Genomic DNA, 15,910 nt, shown 5'->3' with positions numbered 1-15,910 from the left:
CGCGGAAATGGCGCCGTTACCACCGAAAGCCAGGGCACTGCCGGCTTGCAGGATCAGGGTATTGAAGGAATTGGCGTTGGTCAGCGTGGCCAACCCGGGCTGGGAGACCAACAGGCGCGTCGTCGGGTTGGCGTTGCCGATACCCACGTTGCCATTCTGGTCGATCCGCATGCGCTCCGCACCCGTACTGGTGCTGAACGTCATAAAACCGCCCTGGGTGCTGCCGCCCCGGTAAAAGTTAATGGCGTTGTTCAGCTGTCCGTAAAACCGGTGTTCCAGGGAAAACGACAAAGCGCTCCCCGGCTGGGTGGCGCCGACCCGGACGGCCAGGTAGGTACCCATACTGTCGGCGTTGCCCTCGGCCAACCGCCCCAGCACGCTGGACAGCGTATCGGCGACGGTGTAGCCGACGTCCAGGAAGGCCTTTGGCGAAGTCGTGCCGATCCCGACGGGCCCGGTGGAGGGGAAGGTGTTTTGGGCGTGTACAAAAAAGGGAAGGGCGAGTAGGCTTAGCAATAGGTAAGCGCGCATAGGTAGAGTGGTTAGGAGTTAAGGATAAAAAAAACCCGTACAATGTACGGGTTTTCTAAGCACTCCTAAGCAGGAACTTATAAAAGTTTATTTTTATTTAATAGCGCCATCGCCTCAAAGAGGATCGCGCCGCTCTCCTCCGTGGTCAGGTCGGTTTCGCCGGAAGGCGGCACCGACCAGTTGCTGCCGTAGAAGTAACCGGGCCGGGTCGTCGCCTTGAGCCAAAGCGACTGGGCATTGGTCTTTAGGAACTGGGCGAAACGCTGTTTGGAATTGGCATCGAGCGCCGGAGAGACCGTCAGCAGGGTCAGGTAACGGACAAGCACCCCCTTGAAGAGACCGCCGTCGCCCTGGCCTTCGTCGTGGAAAAGACCGGCGGACACGATCCGGTCGTCGGTGATGGCGTTGTTGGCGGTCAGCAGCGCGTCGCTGAGGTAGGACTGCTGCCCGGTGGCGTTGTACATTTCCAGCGCGGCGCCGATAAACAGCCCCTGGTTGTAGGTGAACCACCAGGTGGTATTGAGCTGGCCGTCGTTGTTCTCGTTGATGCCATCGTAGACAAAGCCCGTGCCCGGATCGACCAGGGTGCTTTTCTCCCAGTTGTAAATCTTCTGCGCCCAGGCCAGGTCGGAGGCGTTCTGGAAGTGCTCGTACATCCGCGCGGCCAGGATACAGGCGTTCCCGTTGGCGGGGGTGCCCTTGTTATACGTCGCTTGCTTGTTCCAGGCGATGCCGCCCCCCTCGATATTGTTCCAGCCGCCCTGGATATCGGTCCAGACGGCCTGGGCCGCCGTTTTCCAGCGATCGTCCTTGGTCACGTCGTAGGCGCGGAGCATGGCGTTGGCGTTCCAACCCATGTCGTCGTAGTAGAACCCGATAAAGGTCCCGCCGTTACCGGCCTGTACGCCCGTATACCACCCGGACATGAGGTCGGTATAGGTGCTGCTGTCGGTGCGCATGGAGGCGTCCACGAGGATGTCCAGCGCGTGGGCCTGGGGCCAGTACTGGAAGGTCGTGTTGCCCTGGTTGTTGGTGTTGTAATAGCCGCCCGAGGCGTTCCAGTAGGCGGCGATCATCGCGTGGGTGCTGGTGTCGGCGATCTTGTCCCAGTCGTAGGCGTAGGCCGTCGAGGAACCGGACCCGAAGTTGACCGAGTCGTAGTTCTTGGCGCAACCTGCGCAGGCCAGCAAAAGAATTATATATCGTTTCATCGTATCAATGTGGTGTTACTGTATGGGTGTAAGGGGCGTCCGGTTGCAAAAAGACCTCGATGTCGTTTTGCTTATTGTCTTCCGTGGACGTCTCGAACTTGTACTCATTGTTCCACTGGTCGCTGGTCACCGGGAAGAGATAGAAGTAGCTCGGCGCCGTCGTCGCCGTGGGTTCGCTGTTGTCGCCGTTCGAGCTGCCGTACCATTCGTAGCTGTCGGAGGCGCCGCCGCCGGCGTTTACGGTGAAACGGAATTTGTACCGCTCTTCCGCGCCCCATGATTCCGTGGGCTCGACGATCAGCTGGTTCTTGTCGATCCAGGTGCTGTTCCCGTTGTAGGTCAGGTGATACTTGACGTCGTCGAAGTCGCCGTACCATACGTCGATGCTGCGGATGACCGTGACCGTGGCCAGTGCGTTGTTGAAGTCCAGGTTGAAACGCACCTGGGCGGTCGTATCCGTGTAGCTGTTCGACCCGCTTTGCTTGAGGTTGGGGCCGGTGATGAAATACGTCGTCGGCGTCCCGGTGTTGGCGTCCACGAACTGGTAGGACCCGCCGCTGGTCAGCGAGGTGTATAATTCGAATACCCCGGCGGCGGTACTTTTGAAGTGGATTGCCTTGGACAGGTCGGCGCCGCCCTCGGTGGCGGAACCGGTGAGGTAGATGTCCGTGGGGATCTTGTCAAACCCGGCGGGACGGACGACGGTCATCATATGCGTCTGCGTCCCGGGCACGGTGTTCAAGCCCTTGGTGGAGAGCACGGTCCAGTAGAGCCTGCCCGTGTCGAGCGAGCCGATACCCGCCATCTTGGCGATGGAATTGAGGGTCGACTGGGAGATGGTGGCCGTGGTGGCGACGCCGGTATTGTCCGATGACACCGTAAAGAGCGGGTTTTTGAAATTGCCGCCCTTGACGGTATCGAAGGCGACCTCGTATTGCACCAGGCTGCCGTCCTCGGCGTGCGCGGGCGCCCACTCGAATTCGATGACCGACGAGCCGCCGGGCGTAATCTGCAGGAAGAGGCTGTCCTGGGGCGCGTAGAGCGTGGATACCGGGCTCGTGGTCTGGTCCAGGGAATATTTGTATTCTTTCTTACAGGCTCCCGCAACCAACAGGAGGACCGATATATAGACAATGCGTTTCATAATTTTAATAATTGGGGTTTTGAGTGAGGTTGGGATTCTGTTGCCGTTCATAGGTGGGTATCGGCCACAGGTAGTCGCGTGCGGCGTTGAAGGTGCGTTTGCCCGCCTGGATATAGCCACCGTCCACGGACGGATCGCCATACATGGCGCCGTGCACCGTCCCGTTCATGACGACTTCGGAGGTCTTCCACCGGCGGATATCGAAAGCACGCAAACCTTCGAGGGCCAGTTCCGTACGACGCTCCCGCCTGATGATCGATCTCAGCTGAGCCTGGGTCCAGGCGGCGTTGAACTGGATGGCGTTCGGGTCGGTAAAACCCGCGCGGGTACGGAGAGCGCCGATCGTCTGGTTCCACACCGTGGCGTCCATCTGGCCGAGCTCGTTCCTGGCTTCCGCGTCCATCAACAGGATGTCCCCATAACGGATCAGGATCAGGTCCAGCCCCGAGTTTTCACCGGGCTGCGCGGTCCAGTCGAAATACTTGCGCCAGTAGTACCCGGTGGAGGAGCCAAAACCGCCGTTTGGCACGTATTCATCTGCCCCCTTGGTGGCGCTGGTGTCCGACCCCGGCTTGATATAGATCGTGTGCGAAGCGCCCCCGGGGACGGTCCAGTTGTACAGGTGGTAGACCAGCGTGGCGGTCATCCGGGGGTCACGGTTGATATAAGGGTTATTGGGATCGTATCCCGAGCTCGCCTGGGTGATGGTATCCCCGTTCATCATCAGGTAGTCGTCGACCAGCGACTGGGTCGGCGCCAGGGCGTTGTCGCGGGCGCCGGCGGAGATGGGTATCAGGTCGAACGTCCAACCGTACATCCGTTGGGTGGGTACGAATTCCTCGTCCAGGATGACCTCGCTGTTGTGTTCATTGGCGATACTGAAGATATTCGCGTAGCTGGAGACCAGGCTGTAGCTGTTGGTGGCGATCACGCTGTCGCACAGCGCCGCGGCCGCCTGCCAGTTCCCTTCATACAGCTGGACCCTGGCCTTGAGCGCCAGGCACGCGCCGCTGGTGATACGGCCGAGGTCGGCCGCGTCCCAGCTGGCCGGCAGGCCGGCCTGTGCCGTGCTCAACTCGGCCATGACAAAGGCAAGGACCTGGGCCCGGGGCGTCCGGGCGATGGTCTGGGACTGTTGCAGGGTGATGTCGTGGTCGAAAAGCGGGACGTCACCGAACCATGTCATCAGCTGCCAATATTGGAAGGCCCGGATGAACCGGGTCTGCGCGATCAGCTGCGCCTTTTGAACGGTGTCATAGTTCGGGACGCGGTCCACGTTGTCCAGGAGGACGTTGCAGGATTTGATACCGCCGTAGTGACCGCTCCACTCGGATTCGAAACGCCCGTTGGACGCGTCAAAGCTCCCGCTGGCGATGGAAAAGGCGCCGTCCTGGTCTCCCCTGCCGCAATAGCAGTTGTCAGAGATTCCTTCGTTGTAGAAGAAAACGTCGCTCCCGTACATCTGCGCATAGGCCGTATTCAGCAGGGCGTTGGCGTTGGCGGGCGTCGACCAGTAGTTGGCGTCGGTATATTTATCTCCCGGGGATTGGTTCAGCTTCTGGCAACCCAACCCGAGGAGGCAAAGCGTATAAAATAGTGTGCGTCTCATTTTTTCAGTTTTAAAACGTTACATCCAATCCACCCCCGTAAAAGATCGGGGTCGGATACACGCGGCCGCTCTGGTTGCTGCCGTATGCGTTGCCCAGGCTGTTGTTGAACTCGGTCGACTCCGGGTCCAGGAACTTGACCGCCGACAGGGTCAACAGGTTCTGGCCGGTGAAGTATACCCGCAGTTTTTGCACGTGCAGCTTACGCGACATCAAACCCGGGAGGGTGTAGCCCACCTGGAGGTTTTTCAACCTCGCGTAGGCGCCGTTGAAGAGATACAGGCTGGAAGGCTGGTTGTAGTCGTTGGCCTGCGCCTGGCTCCCGTTGGCGCTCAGGATCGGGTACTTGGCGTTGGGGTTGGTGGGCGTCCAGAAGTTCAGCTGGTGCTGGAATATGTTGTACGAATAGTTCCCCTGGAAGGGGTCCACCAGCTCTCCCCGGACGAACATCGTCCGCTTGCCCACACCCTGGATAAAGAGGCTCAGGTCGAACCCTTTGACGGCGACGGTATAGGTAAAGCCGAACGTAAACCGCGGAAACGGATTCCCGAGGTAGTAGTAGTCGTTCTGGTCGATGACGCCGTCCCCGTTCTTGTCTACGTATTTGTTGTCCCCGGGCTGCGGGGTAATCCCCACGGGCTTGGCGTATTTGGCGACGTCTTCCGGGGTTTGCAGGTAGCCGTCCCTTTTGTACCCCACATAGGACTGGAAGGGGAGACCCGCGCGGATGACGGTATACATCTCGGCGTCCCCGTTCAGTTGCTGGGTACCCTGGAAATAGAGCACCTCGTTATGGTTGTCCGCCAGGTTGAAGGCAAAGGTGTGGCTGAACAGGCGTCCGGGCAGGCTGTATTTGACCGACACCTCCCAACCCTGGTCGCGCATCTTTCCCGCGTTGTAATTGGGCAGCGACGTACCAAATGTCCCGGGTACCGCCGGCGATACCAGGATGTGGCTCGTCAGCTTGTTGAAATAGTCCAGCGATACCTGCAGGCGGCGATCCATCAGGTACGCGTCCACGCCCCCGTTGAGGGTGGCGGCCCGTTCCCAGGTCAGCTCCGGGTTGGAGAAAAGGAAGCCCTCGCCGGAGACCGCGGTATTGTTGAAACCGTACATGGCGACATAGGACTGGTATTGCGTGAAATACTGGTAATTACCCACCGCCTGGTTGCCGAGCACGCCGTAGGAGCCCCGTATCTTGAGCTCGCCGATGTGTTGGCGGATGTGGTCCATAAAGGATTCGTCGGTGAGCTTCCACCCTGCGGAAAACGAAGGGAAAAAGCCCCAACGCAACCCCGGGCGGAACTTGGAGGAACCGTCCTCGCGGAAGTCGACCTCCGCGAGATAGCGGCCTTTGTAATCGTAGTTGACACGGCCGAACGCGGAGTTCAGGGCCGTGATCGACGAGCCCATGTTCGAGGTGGAGGCGTTCGTCGAGATGATCGACCCCGTCGTCGGCGTACCGAGGGCGCTGTCGGTAAGCGTGTAGTAGACGTTGCTGCCCTGGAAGGTCGTGGACTCGTTGGCGACGCCCACGAGCGCGTTGACGTGGTGCTCCCCGAAAACGCGGTTGTACTGCGCCATCAGCTGGGTGTTGGTGAACACCGTCACGCCGTAGGTGTCCCCCGTGGTCCGGTCGTTCCCATATACGCCCTGCGGATAGAAGTCTACCTGCATGACGCGTTTGAAGTAGTGGTTCCAGTCCACGTCGCCGCCAAAGACGCCCTTCAGGCTAAAGCCCTTGAACAGCGTAATCTCGGCGTTGACGTTGCCGGTGATGTCGTCGTTGGTCGTGAGCGCGTACCCGCCGTGTTCGAGGATGCCGAGCGGGTTGAACTGGGTCAGCACGGTATTGGTCAGGTAGCGGCCCAGGGAATCCTGCATGCTGAAATTGGTGGGGGTGCGCTCCGCGTCCGCCATCAGGAAGCCGTTGTCGTAGGAGTTGTTCTTCAGCTCGTCGTGGCTGTAGGCGAGCGTACCGCCCGCCTTGAGGATGCCGTACTGGCTGGTGGCTGCTATCCGGATGTTGTAACGGCGGTAGCCGTAATTCGGGCCGACGAAGTTGCTGCTCTGGTCCACACCGCCGACGGACAACAGGTAGGTCGAGTTGTCGCCGCCGCCGGAAAGGGTCACGTTGTGGCTTTGCTGGGGCGCCGTGTGCAGGATCTGCTTGAGGAACCACTTGTTATCCCCGCCCGCCTCCAGCGCCTGGATTTGCTCCGGCGTGTATTGCGCGGGCAGCCCCACGTTGGTCAGGGATTCGTTTTTATAAATGGCGTTCTCCCAGGCTGGCAGCGGTGAGATCAATACCTTGGATTTCTGCATGCCCCATATCCCGTCATAGCTGACGGTGGGTCGTTGACCCTTATGCCCCTTTTTGGTGGTCACCAGGATGACGCCGTTGGCGGAGCGCGAGCCGTAGATCGCCGACGCGCCGGCATCCTTGAGCACCGAGATGCTTTCGATGTCGGCCGGGTTGATGAGGTTGAGGTTCCCGCCCGCGATACCGTCGATGACGATCAGCGGGTCGTTGCTGTTGAAGGAGCCAACGCCGCGGATGTTGATGTTTTGCTGGGCGCCCGGGGAGGGATCATAGGTTTGAATGATGAGGTTGGGCGAAACCCCCTGGAGCAGCTGCGTCGTATTGATCGCCGGTTTCCCTTCCAGGTCCTTTTGGGTGATCTGGTCCACCGCGCCGGTTACGCTGGTTTTCTGCTGGGTGCCATACCCCACGACGACCACGTCCTGGAGCGCCGCGGACGCCAGCCGCATCGTTACGCTGACCGTGGTGCGGCCTTTCACCGCCACGTCCATCGGCTCGTATCCGATGTAGGTGAAGTGCAGCGTGGCCGAGGCGTCCACCTGTATGGAAAAGTCGCCTTTGTCGTCGGTGGCCACACCCTTGTTACTGCCGCTCACCGTCACCGATACCCCGGGCAGGGCGTTCCCCCTGGCGTCGGTGACCCTGCCCTTGACCACCACCTGGTCCGCGGGCGGCGTAAATACCATCGGGGCGGTTTTAACCACGATCGTGTTGTCCACGATGTCGTAGACAAACGGCTGGTCTTTGAAACAACTGTCCAGGACGTCCGTCAGCGGGGCGCCGCGCAGGTGGACGGAGACCTTCCTGGCTTGCTGCAGGAGCTCGTCGCTGTAGAAAAAAAGATAACCGGTCTGCTTTCGGATCTCCTTAAAGACCTTTTTCAGCGAGACATCGGTTTCGGAGAGGGTGACTTTTTGGGAGTACCCGTGGGCACTTACCTGCAAGCAAGCCGAGACTAATAAAACTGCAGTCAGTTTGGTCATCATCAGCAACGTTTTGGTTCGGAAACGGCGCCTGGGTGGCGCCATTTCACAAAGAGCGTCAATTCGCATACATTTGTACTGTTTGGGTTTATCAGATGTAGGTACTATATGTCAAGAGCGCCCAAACTTTATGGCGAAGTGCGTCTCGACCCGCACTTCGTTTTTTTTTGGGTCTCCTTTTGCCTTTTTTGTCCGCCGGTTTTACCGGCGCTTCCGTCAGTTCACCACCACGGTCCTGCCCTCCAGGCTGAACCTTGCTTTTCCCGCCATATCCAGCATCTTTAATACCTGGGTCAGCGACGCGCTCCGCTCGATCTGCCCCGAGAAGTGCCGCTGGATGGGCGCGCCGTACTTCACGTCCACGTCATACCACCGGCAAATCTGGTGCATCACCTCCTCCACCGGGGTTCCATCGAACTGGAACAACCCGTTCTTCCAGGCGATCGCCTGATCGACGTCGGCGTCGATCGTCTGTATTTGTCCCTGGCTTATCCGTGCGCCTTCCCCGGGTTTGAGCAACACCGACTGCGCATCGTCCGACACCTTCACCGCGCCCTCCAGGAGGGTCGTCTGCTGATAGCTTTCCTCCGGGTAAGCCATGACGTCGAAGTGCGTCCCGAGTACGTCCACGATCGTGTTGCCCACCTCTACCTTAAAAGGCTGGTTCTGTTTTTGGGCGATCTCGAAGTAGGCTTCCCCGGTGAGCGCCACCGTACGGTCGCCGCCGGTAAAGGCGGTGGGAAAACGGAGGCTCGACGCCGCATTCAGCCAGACTTTGCTGCCGTCGGACAGCGTTACCTGGTATTGGCCGCCGCGCGGGGTTTTTACCATGTTATAGACGACGGCGTCGGCTTTGCCTGCGTCGCCTTTGCCGGCCTCGCCCCGGCCCGCCGCGTCATACGCGATTTTCCCGCCGGCGATCTGGTTCACCGTGGTCTGCCCCTGTTGGGCGAGTTTTCCCTGCCGTACGCTGTCCAGGCTCACGGCGGAGCCGTCGCCCAGGATCAGGATGGCGCGGTTATACCCCGGCGCCACGTCCTTTACAGGGGACGGCGGCACCCGGGCGATGACCGGAGTCGCCTGGTGACGCTGTTGCATCCACCATGCGCCACCGCCGATGATGCCTATCGCTATAGCCGCCGCGGCGGCGCGCCAAAGCCACCGCACACGGGGCACACCGACGCGGGGCGTATCCGCGACGGAGGCTTCTTCGCGGCCGGCGGCCAGCACATTGTTAAGCAAGGTTGAACTCTGCTCCGGCGCAAACACCGGCGTCGCCGGCCGCTGATTCCGCCAGGCCTCCTCCATGAGCGTCTGCAATTCCGCAGCATGCTCCTCCCTGTCCGCCAGTCGTAGGAATTCGTCGACCTCCGCCGGGGTGGCGGTTTTGTCAAAATAGCGCTGGAACAAAATAGCCAGTCTCGTTGTGGGCATAGAGGTGGGGTTGTCTTGCAAGGAAGACACCGCGACCGGGAAAAAGAAGTAATGCGTTTTGAAAAAAAATTCGGGGCGCTCCACTCGTGTGTTCCGCGGCCGCGCTTCGCTCCTTTTGCGGCCGCGCTTTAGCCCGTCAGCCGGCCGACGGACAGGTAGTCGCGGATCGAACGCAGCGCGAGCGACATGTGTTTCTTTACGGTCTCTACGGACAGGTGCAGCTGTTCGGCAATCTCGGCGTGGCTGAGGCCCTGGCGCCGGTGGAGCAGGTAGACGTTCTTTTGCTGGTGCGGGAGGTGGGCGATGGCCTGGTCGAGGAGCGCGTGGCGCTCTTCAGTGGCGTCGTCCGGGGGGCCCGCAAGGGCCGGGGCCTCTTCTGGCGGCAGGGATGCCAGACGGCTGCGTTCCCGCGCCAGCGCGCGGAGATAATTGAAGGCGTGGTTGCGGGCCGCAGCGAACAGATAGGCGTCGAAGGAAGCGACTTCCCCGAGCGTAGCCCGTTTGAGCCAGATCTTTACAAATACGTCCTGGACGATTTCTTCGGTGGCCTGAAAGGATTCCGTAAGCCGGTATACAAAGGCCCCCAGCCGTTGGTGGTAGGCGTTGAACAGCAAGCCAAAGGCGGCCTCGTCTCCCTCGGCGATACGGCACAGCAGTTCCCTTTCCTCATATGGCGGCAGGACAAGCATCGTCCGATAAAGGTAGGGAAAACCGGAAATAAAAAAAGAGGGGCCCATCCGGCCCCCCTCCAAATCGCCTGGAAGACGATTCAACTATTTCTTCACATCCACGGTGATCGCCTGGGACAGCTGGCTGCCATACGAGCGGTGGATACCGTCGGCGTATTGCAGCGCCAGCCGGTGCTTGCCGGGCGTGAGCGTGATCGTGGTCTCGGTTTGCGCCTTCCCGAAGTGCAGGTGCGTGGAGTCCTTCGGAACGACCGTGCCGGCCGCGATCGAATCACCGGCGTCGATCAGCAGGTGGTGGTGGCCCGAGTTGGGCTTCAGCGCACCGGCGGTGTCGAGGGCGATGCCATCCACCCCGAATTCGACCTTCAGCGGGGATTTGACGCTCTGACCGTCCTTCAGGTTCTTGAAGTAAACCTTTGCCCCCGCGGGAACGGCGGGCAACGCGGACACGGCGGTGTCCATTTTCATGGACTGCATGGACGTGTCCTTGGCGGCAGTCGTGTCCTTCGCTTCGGCGGATTTGTCGCCACCATTACAGGCCGCGAGCCCCAGCAGCAGTGCAGTGCCCGCCAGCCATTGGAAAGTATTTCGCATAGTTGGTGTTATTTGGGGCACAATTTATGCTTAAAATTGCATCATAGAAAAGATTGATTATGAAGATCACCATGATACTTGCTTGTCTTGCTATCGGCTCTGCGACGTTTGCGCAAACCCACCACCCGGTGCATCATCCGGTCCACCACCCGGTACATCACCCCGTCCACCATCGGGCCCATCACCCCGTGCATCACCCGGTACACCACCCGGTGCATCATCCCGTGCATCACCCGGTACACCATCGCTAAGAGCGCGGCGCCTGCCGGCGGACGTGCGGCGGCCAAACCCGCCGGCGGGGGATAGTGGAAATTTCCTTACTTAGTAGTAAGTAAGTATCTTTGCGCCCGAACCCCGGCGACGCCCATTTGGATACCCGTACGAAAATATTGTCCCTGGCCGATGACCTTGTCCGCAAGAAAGGCTTCAATGCCTTCAGTTACAAGGACATATCGGACAGTTTGGCCATAAAACCGGCGGCCATCCACTATTATTTCCCGACAAAGGAAGACCTGGGTGTGGCCATACTAAGACAGGAAATCGAGCGATTCGAGCGGAACGGCGAGCGGTGGCAGCACGAAAGCCCGGTAACCCAGCTGCAAAACCTGATCGGTCTGTTCAGGGTCTATTGGGACCGGGGGCAGATCTGCCTGATGGGTTCGCTTTGCCCGGACAAGAATACCCTTCCGGAAAAGATGCAGGTGCAGCTGGAAAAACTCTGCGGGCTCATCCTGGACTGGGTGGCGGATATACTGGAGCAGGGGACCTTTAAGCAGGGCAAGGAGTTTGCGCCGGTGATCATGGCAACACTCATGTCGTCGGTCATACTTGCCCGGGTCCAGGGCGCCGGGGTATTCAACACCATCATAGCACAACTACAAAAAGATTTGATATGAACAGAGTCGTTATCACGGGTCTGGGCGCGCTGACGCCCCTGGGCAATTCGGTAGCCGTTTTCTGGGACAGTCTTATACACGGTAAAAGTGGAGCGGGACCGATTACGCGCTTTGACGCGAAGTTGTTCAGGACGCGTTTTGCCTGCGAAATAAAGGACTTCGACCCGGCGGCCGTACTGGACAAGGCGGAGGTGCGTAAAACCGACCGGTTTACGCAATACGCGCTGGCGGCGACGGCGGAGGCGGTCAAGGATTCGGGGCTGGACTTTTCGGCCATGGATCCCTTTGACACGGGGGTGATCTGGGGTACGGGCCAGGGGGGGATGGAAACCTTCGAGGAACAGGTGAAAGAATACGCGCTGGGCGGGATGATACCCCGGTTCAGCCCGTTCCTGGTGCCGAAGATGATCGCCAACATGGCGCCGGCGATGATCTCGATCAAATACGGGTTGATGGGTATCAACTATACGACGGTGTCGGCCTGCGCGACGGGAAACAACGCGCTCATGGACGCCTTCAACTATATCCGGCTGGGGAAGGCGAAGGTCATCATCAGCGGCGGTTCGGAGGCGGGGATCACCGAGGCCTCGGTGGGCGGTTTCTGCGCGATGAAGGCGATGTCGATGCGCAACGACGATCCGGCCCACGCCTCACGGCCATTCGACGTCGAACGAGACGGCTTTGTGATCGGGGAAGGAGCGGGCGCGCTGGTGCTCGAGGAATATGAGCACGCCCGGGCGCGGGGCGCCAGGATATACGCGGAGATCGGCGGGGCGGCGATGACGGCCGACGCCTATCACATGACGGCAACGCACCCGGAGGGTCTTGGTGCCTACAAGGCGATGGAGCTGGCGCTCCGGGAAGCTGGGGTGAACCCCGAGGACCTGGACTACCTGAATGCCCACGCCACGTCCACCCCGGTGGGCGACATGAGTGAAATAAGGGCGATGTCCAAACTTTTTCTTGGAAAAAACCGCATCCCGCTCATCAGCGCGACCAAATCGATGACGGGGCACCTGCTCGGCGCGGCGGGGGCCATCGAGGCCATCGCGTGCGTATTGAGCATCGATAAAGGTATGATCCCGCCGACGATCAATACGCTGCATCCTGACCCGGATATCCCCGCCGAACTGCCTATCGTCTATGGTGAAGCGCGGGAGGCGACGGTCCGCACCGCTATGAGCAACACCTTCGGGTTCGGCGGGCACAACGGGATCGTCGTATTTCGCGGGATTTAGCCGCAGAAATGGCGCGATTAGCAGCAAAGTAATATTCGGGCCGGGCTGAATGCAGTAATTTTGCGTCCATGACGAACGCCAAATCGCCTGCCTCCGAGAATGGGAGCCCCGGCGGCCTGCCTACGCCCGGAGCGCCCGGGAAGCCCGCCGGCCCCCCGGGCCCAAAGCCCCCCGGCATATTCAGCCTTTTGACCCCCTACCGGGGCCTCATGTTGGTGCTGCTGCTCCTGGCCATCGGCAGCAACGGGCTCAACCTGCTCCTGCCGAAGATCACGGCCTGGTCGGTGGACGACCTCGTAGCCGGGCGGTTCGACGCCTGGTGGACCACCAAGTACTTCCTCCTGAGCGTGACCGGTACCCTCCTGCTGGTCATGGCGCAGTCCTTTATCCAAACCTACGCCTCCGAAAAGGTGGCCAGGGACCTGCGGACGCGGCTCAGCGACAAGATATCCCGTCAAAGCCACGCCTATATCCAAACGGCCAACCCCGCCCGGTTGCTCACCAATCTGACCTCCGACATCGATTCGGTCAAGATGTTCGTCGCCCAGGCGGTCGTGTCGATCGCGAGCTCCGTGGTGATCATCGTCGGGGCCAGCATCATCCTGATGAGCATCAACTGGCGGCTCGCGTCGATCGTGCTGATCATCATCCCGGCGATCGCCGGCAGCTTCTTCTATGTCCTCGGCAAGGTGCGCGCGAATTTCAAGAAGAGCCGGGAAATCATCGACTGGCTCAACAAGGTCATCAACGAAAGCATCCTGGGCGCCGCCGTGATCCGCGTCGTCAACGCGCAGATGCTGGAGTACAAAAAATTCCTGGAAGCCAACGGCCGCGCGCAGGAGATCGGGCTCAAGATCGTGGGGCTGTTCGCCATCCTGATCCCGGTCATCACCTTTTTTGCCAACATGGCCACGCTCACGGTCCTGGTCATGGGCGGTCACTTCGTGATCAACCACTCCATTTCGATCGGGAACTTCATGGCGTTCTACAGCTATATCGCCCTGCTGATCTTCCCCATCATCGTGATCGGGTTCATGAGCAACATCATCGCGCAGGCCACGGCCTCCTATGCCCGCATCCAGATGGTGCTGAACGCGCCGGACGCGGTCGACCCGGGCACGCGGACCGAGCCGCTGAAGGGAGCGATCGAACTAAAGGATATCTCCCTGGTATTCGGGCAAAAACCGGCGCTGAAGGACGTATCGCTGCGCATCCCCGCGGGCTCCCGGACCGCGATCATCGGGCCCACCGCGGCGGGCAAGACACAGCTCCTGTACCTGCTGACGGCCCTGGTGAAACCCACCCACGGCGCGATCCTGTTTGACGGTCACGCCCTCGGGGAATATGAGAAGGAGTCCTTTCACCGGCAGGTCGGCTTTGTTTTCCAGGACAGCATCATGTTCAACCTGAGCATCCGCGAGAACATCGCCTTCAGCACCACGGTGACCGACGCCGACCTCCAACGGGCGGTGGATACGGCGGAGCTCCGCGACTTTATCGACGGTCTCCCGGAAGGCCTGGACACGCTGGTCTCCGAAAGGGGCAACACGCTGTCCGGCGGCCAGAAACAACGCATCATGCTGGCCCGGGCGCTGGCGCTCGACCCGCAGGTGTTGCTCCTGGACGACTTTACGGCCCGCGTAGACAACCGGACCGAACGGAAGATACTGGAAAACGTCGCGCGCAATTACCCGGGGATCACCCTCCTGTCGGTGACGCAGAAGATAGCGTCGATCGAGCACTACGAACAGATCGTGCTGCTCATGGAAGGCGAAGTGATCGCCACGGGCACCCACGGGGCGTTGATGGAGTCCAGCCCGGAATACGTACAGATCTATCAGTCCCAAAGAAGCACCCATGGAATACAATCTGAATAAACTCGCCGCGTCCGCGCCGAAGCGCAACGCCACCTGGGGGCCCCTGGGCAAGCTGTTGAAGCTTATGTCCCACGAGCGCCCCCGGCTGATCGGGGCCCTCACGATGATGCTGATCAATTCAGGGCTGCTCCTGGCGGGCCCCTTGTTGATCTCCTATGTCATCGACCACTTCATCGTGGTCACGCACCCGGACTTCCCCTCGGTCCTTCGGTATGGCGCGGTGTTCCTCTCCATGTACGTCACCGCCCTCTTCACCGGGTATATGCAAACCCGGTTGATGGCGGGTTTTGGCCAGCGGCTGCTCTTCACCCTCCGCAATTCGATCTTCGGCAAGCTCCAGGAGCTGCCCGTCGCCTTCTTCAACCAGAACAAGGCGGGCGACCTGATCTCCCGGGTCAACAACGATACCGACAAGATCAACCAGTTCTTTTCGCAATCGCTGATGCAGTTCCTGTCGAGCATCTTTATCATGACGGGCGCGGCGATCCTGATGCTCTGCGTGAACTGGCGGCTCGGCCTGGTCACATTGGCCCCCGGGGCGCTGCTCTACGCGTTCACCAAGCTGACGTCCGGCTGGGTAAAGACCCAGAACGCCCGGAGTATGAAGACCACCGGTGGTTTGAGCGCGGAGATACAGGAAAGCCTGCAAAACTTCAAGGTCATCATCGCCTTCAACCGCCGGGACTACTTCCGCCGGAAATTCCAGGAGGTCAACGAACAGAACTATGAGGCATCCATCCGCGCCGGGGTCGCCAACCAGCTGTTCACCCCCGTCTATGGTTTTTGCGCGGGCCTGGGTCAGCTGGGCATGCTCCTCTATGGCATCTACCTGGTCCGGCAGGGGCACAACCAGCCGGGCACGTTCCGGCTGGGCGAATTCGTGGCGTTCCTCCAGTACACCGTCAACTTCTACAACCCCCTCCGCCAGCTGGCGGCGCTGTGGGCCAACTTCCAAGTCGCGCTCGCCGGCTGGGACCGGATATCCGCGATACTGATGCTGGAGACCAACCTGCGTCAGGAGCCGGCTGTTTCGGGCGCCGCCGCGGGAGCGCCGCTGGTGTCGTTCAACAACGTTTACTTCCACTACCCCGACGGCAAGGAAGTCCTCCACGACATCAACTTCGACCTCGAACAAGGGAAGACCTACGCATTTATCGGGCCCACCGGCGGCGGCAAGACCACGACCGCCAACCTGGTCGCGCGGCTGTACGACCCCACAAAGGGTACGGTGCGGCTGAACGGCCGGGACATCCGGACCTTCGATGCCGGAGAGCGGACGCAAAAGATCGGCGTAATCCTCCAGGAGCCCATCCTTTTCAGCGGGACGCTGCGCGACAACATCGTGTACGGCAATGCGTCGTACGAGGCGCTTTCTGCCGAGGC

At 60.3% G+C, this 15,910-nt stretch carries 13 protein-coding genes; 5 read left to right on the top strand and 8 right to left on the bottom strand.

Annotation, left to right across the window (positions count from 1 at the left end; translation table 11 throughout):
* From VL547_RS19235 to VL547_RS19200, 8 genes are all read right to left on the bottom strand, one after another.
* Positions 1-531: hypothetical protein (locus tag VL547_RS19235; protein ID WP_325580958.1), on the bottom strand; the 531-nt coding region annotated here is incomplete at its 3' end.
* Positions 532-608: 77 nt separating this feature from the next.
* A complete protein-coding gene (locus VL547_RS19230; protein ID WP_325580956.1) occupies positions 609-1,742 on the bottom strand; it encodes a glycoside hydrolase family 76 protein in 1,134 nt (377 codons plus the stop codon).
* Positions 1,743-1,746: 4 nt separating this feature from the next.
* Positions 1,747-2,886 carry a SusE domain-containing protein gene (locus VL547_RS19225; protein WP_325580954.1) on the bottom strand — a complete coding sequence of 380 codons (1,140 nt, stop codon included), beginning with the start codon at positions 2,884-2,886 and terminating at the stop codon, positions 1,747-1,749.
* Positions 2,887-2,890: 4 nt separating this feature from the next.
* Positions 2,891-4,495 carry a RagB/SusD family nutrient uptake outer membrane protein gene (locus VL547_RS19220; RefSeq protein WP_325580952.1) on the bottom strand — a complete coding sequence of 535 codons (1,605 nt, stop codon included), beginning with the start codon at positions 4,493-4,495 and terminating at the stop codon, positions 2,891-2,893.
* Positions 4,496-4,505: 10 nt separating this feature from the next.
* Positions 4,506-7,802, bottom strand: coding sequence for a TonB-dependent receptor (locus VL547_RS19215; RefSeq protein WP_325580951.1), 3,297 nt, complete (start codon positions 7,800-7,802; stop codon positions 4,506-4,508).
* A gap of 213 nt (positions 7,803-8,015) precedes the next feature.
* A complete protein-coding gene (locus tag VL547_RS19210; RefSeq protein ID WP_325580950.1) occupies positions 8,016-9,233 on the bottom strand; it encodes a FecR family protein in 1,218 nt (405 codons plus the stop codon).
* Positions 9,234-9,361: 128 nt separating this feature from the next.
* Positions 9,362-9,922, bottom strand: coding sequence for an RNA polymerase sigma-70 factor (locus tag VL547_RS19205; RefSeq protein ID WP_325580949.1), 561 nt, complete (start codon positions 9,920-9,922; stop codon positions 9,362-9,364).
* An 84-nt stretch (positions 9,923-10,006) separates the two neighbouring features.
* Positions 10,007-10,516 carry a DUF4399 domain-containing protein gene (locus VL547_RS19200; protein WP_325580947.1) on the bottom strand — a complete coding sequence of 170 codons (510 nt, stop codon included), beginning with the start codon at positions 10,514-10,516 and terminating at the stop codon, positions 10,007-10,009.
* Between the two features lie 108 nt (positions 10,517-10,624).
* Here VL547_RS19200 and VL547_RS19195 point away from each other — a divergent pair, with 108 nt between their 5' ends.
* The 5 genes from VL547_RS19195 to VL547_RS19175 all read left to right on the top strand — a co-directional run.
* A complete protein-coding gene (locus VL547_RS19195; RefSeq protein ID WP_325580945.1) occupies positions 10,625-10,822 on the top strand; it encodes a hypothetical protein in 198 nt (65 codons plus the stop codon).
* A 35-nt stretch (positions 10,823-10,857) separates the two neighbouring features.
* A complete protein-coding gene (locus VL547_RS19190; RefSeq protein WP_325580943.1) occupies positions 10,858-11,412 on the top strand; it encodes a TetR/AcrR family transcriptional regulator in 555 nt (184 codons plus the stop codon).
* Positions 11,409-12,650, top strand: coding sequence for a beta-ketoacyl-ACP synthase II (fabF, locus tag VL547_RS19185; protein ID WP_325580941.1), 1,242 nt, complete (start codon positions 11,409-11,411; stop codon positions 12,648-12,650). The genes VL547_RS19190 and fabF overlap by 4 nt, the downstream gene beginning before the upstream one ends.
* Positions 12,651-12,718: 68 nt before the next feature.
* Positions 12,719-14,527 carry an ABC transporter ATP-binding protein gene (locus VL547_RS19180; protein WP_325580939.1) on the top strand — a complete coding sequence of 603 codons (1,809 nt, stop codon included), beginning with the start codon at positions 12,719-12,721 and terminating at the stop codon, positions 14,525-14,527.
* Positions 14,508-15,910, top strand: a 1,403-nt coding sequence (locus VL547_RS19175; protein ID WP_325580937.1) for an ABC transporter ATP-binding protein, incomplete at its 3' end; no start/stop codon positions are given. The genes VL547_RS19180 and VL547_RS19175, both read left to right, overlap by 20 nt.

The organism is Dinghuibacter sp. (assembly GCF_035492835.1).
In the GTDB taxonomy this organism is placed as follows: Bacteria; Bacteroidota; Bacteroidia; order Chitinophagales; family Chitinophagaceae; genus Dinghuibacter.
This window is presented reverse-complemented; position numbering and strand designations above follow the sequence as displayed.

Excerpts from the sequence above, each read along its gene's own strand:
- VL547_RS19230 (WP_325580956.1), bottom strand. The coding sequence starts at position 1,742 with ATGAAACGATATATAATTCTTTTGCTGGCCTGCGCAGGTTGCGCCAAG.
- VL547_RS19225 (WP_325580954.1), bottom strand. The coding sequence starts at position 2,886 with ATGAAACGCATTGTCTATATATCGGTCCTCCTGTTGGTTGCGGGAGCC.
- VL547_RS19220 (WP_325580952.1), bottom strand. The coding sequence starts at position 4,495 with ATGAGACGCACACTATTTTATACGCTTTGCCTCCTCGGGTTGGGTTGC.
- VL547_RS19215 (WP_325580951.1), bottom strand. The coding sequence starts at position 7,802 with ATGATGACCAAACTGACTGCAGTTTTATTAGTCTCGGCTTGCTTGCAG.
- VL547_RS19210 (WP_325580950.1), bottom strand. The coding sequence starts at position 9,233 with ATGCCCACAACGAGACTGGCTATTTTGTTCCAGCGCTATTTTGACAAA.
- VL547_RS19205 (WP_325580949.1), bottom strand. The coding sequence starts at position 9,922 with ATGCTTGTCCTGCCGCCATATGAGGAAAGGGAACTGCTGTGCCGTATC.
- VL547_RS19200 (WP_325580947.1), bottom strand. The coding sequence starts at position 10,516 with ATGCGAAATACTTTCCAATGGCTGGCGGGCACTGCACTGCTGCTGGGG.
- fabF (WP_325580941.1), top strand. The coding sequence starts at position 11,409 with ATGAACAGAGTCGTTATCACGGGTCTGGGCGCGCTGACGCCCCTGGGC.
- VL547_RS19180 (WP_325580939.1), top strand. The coding sequence starts at position 12,719 with ATGACGAACGCCAAATCGCCTGCCTCCGAGAATGGGAGCCCCGGCGGC.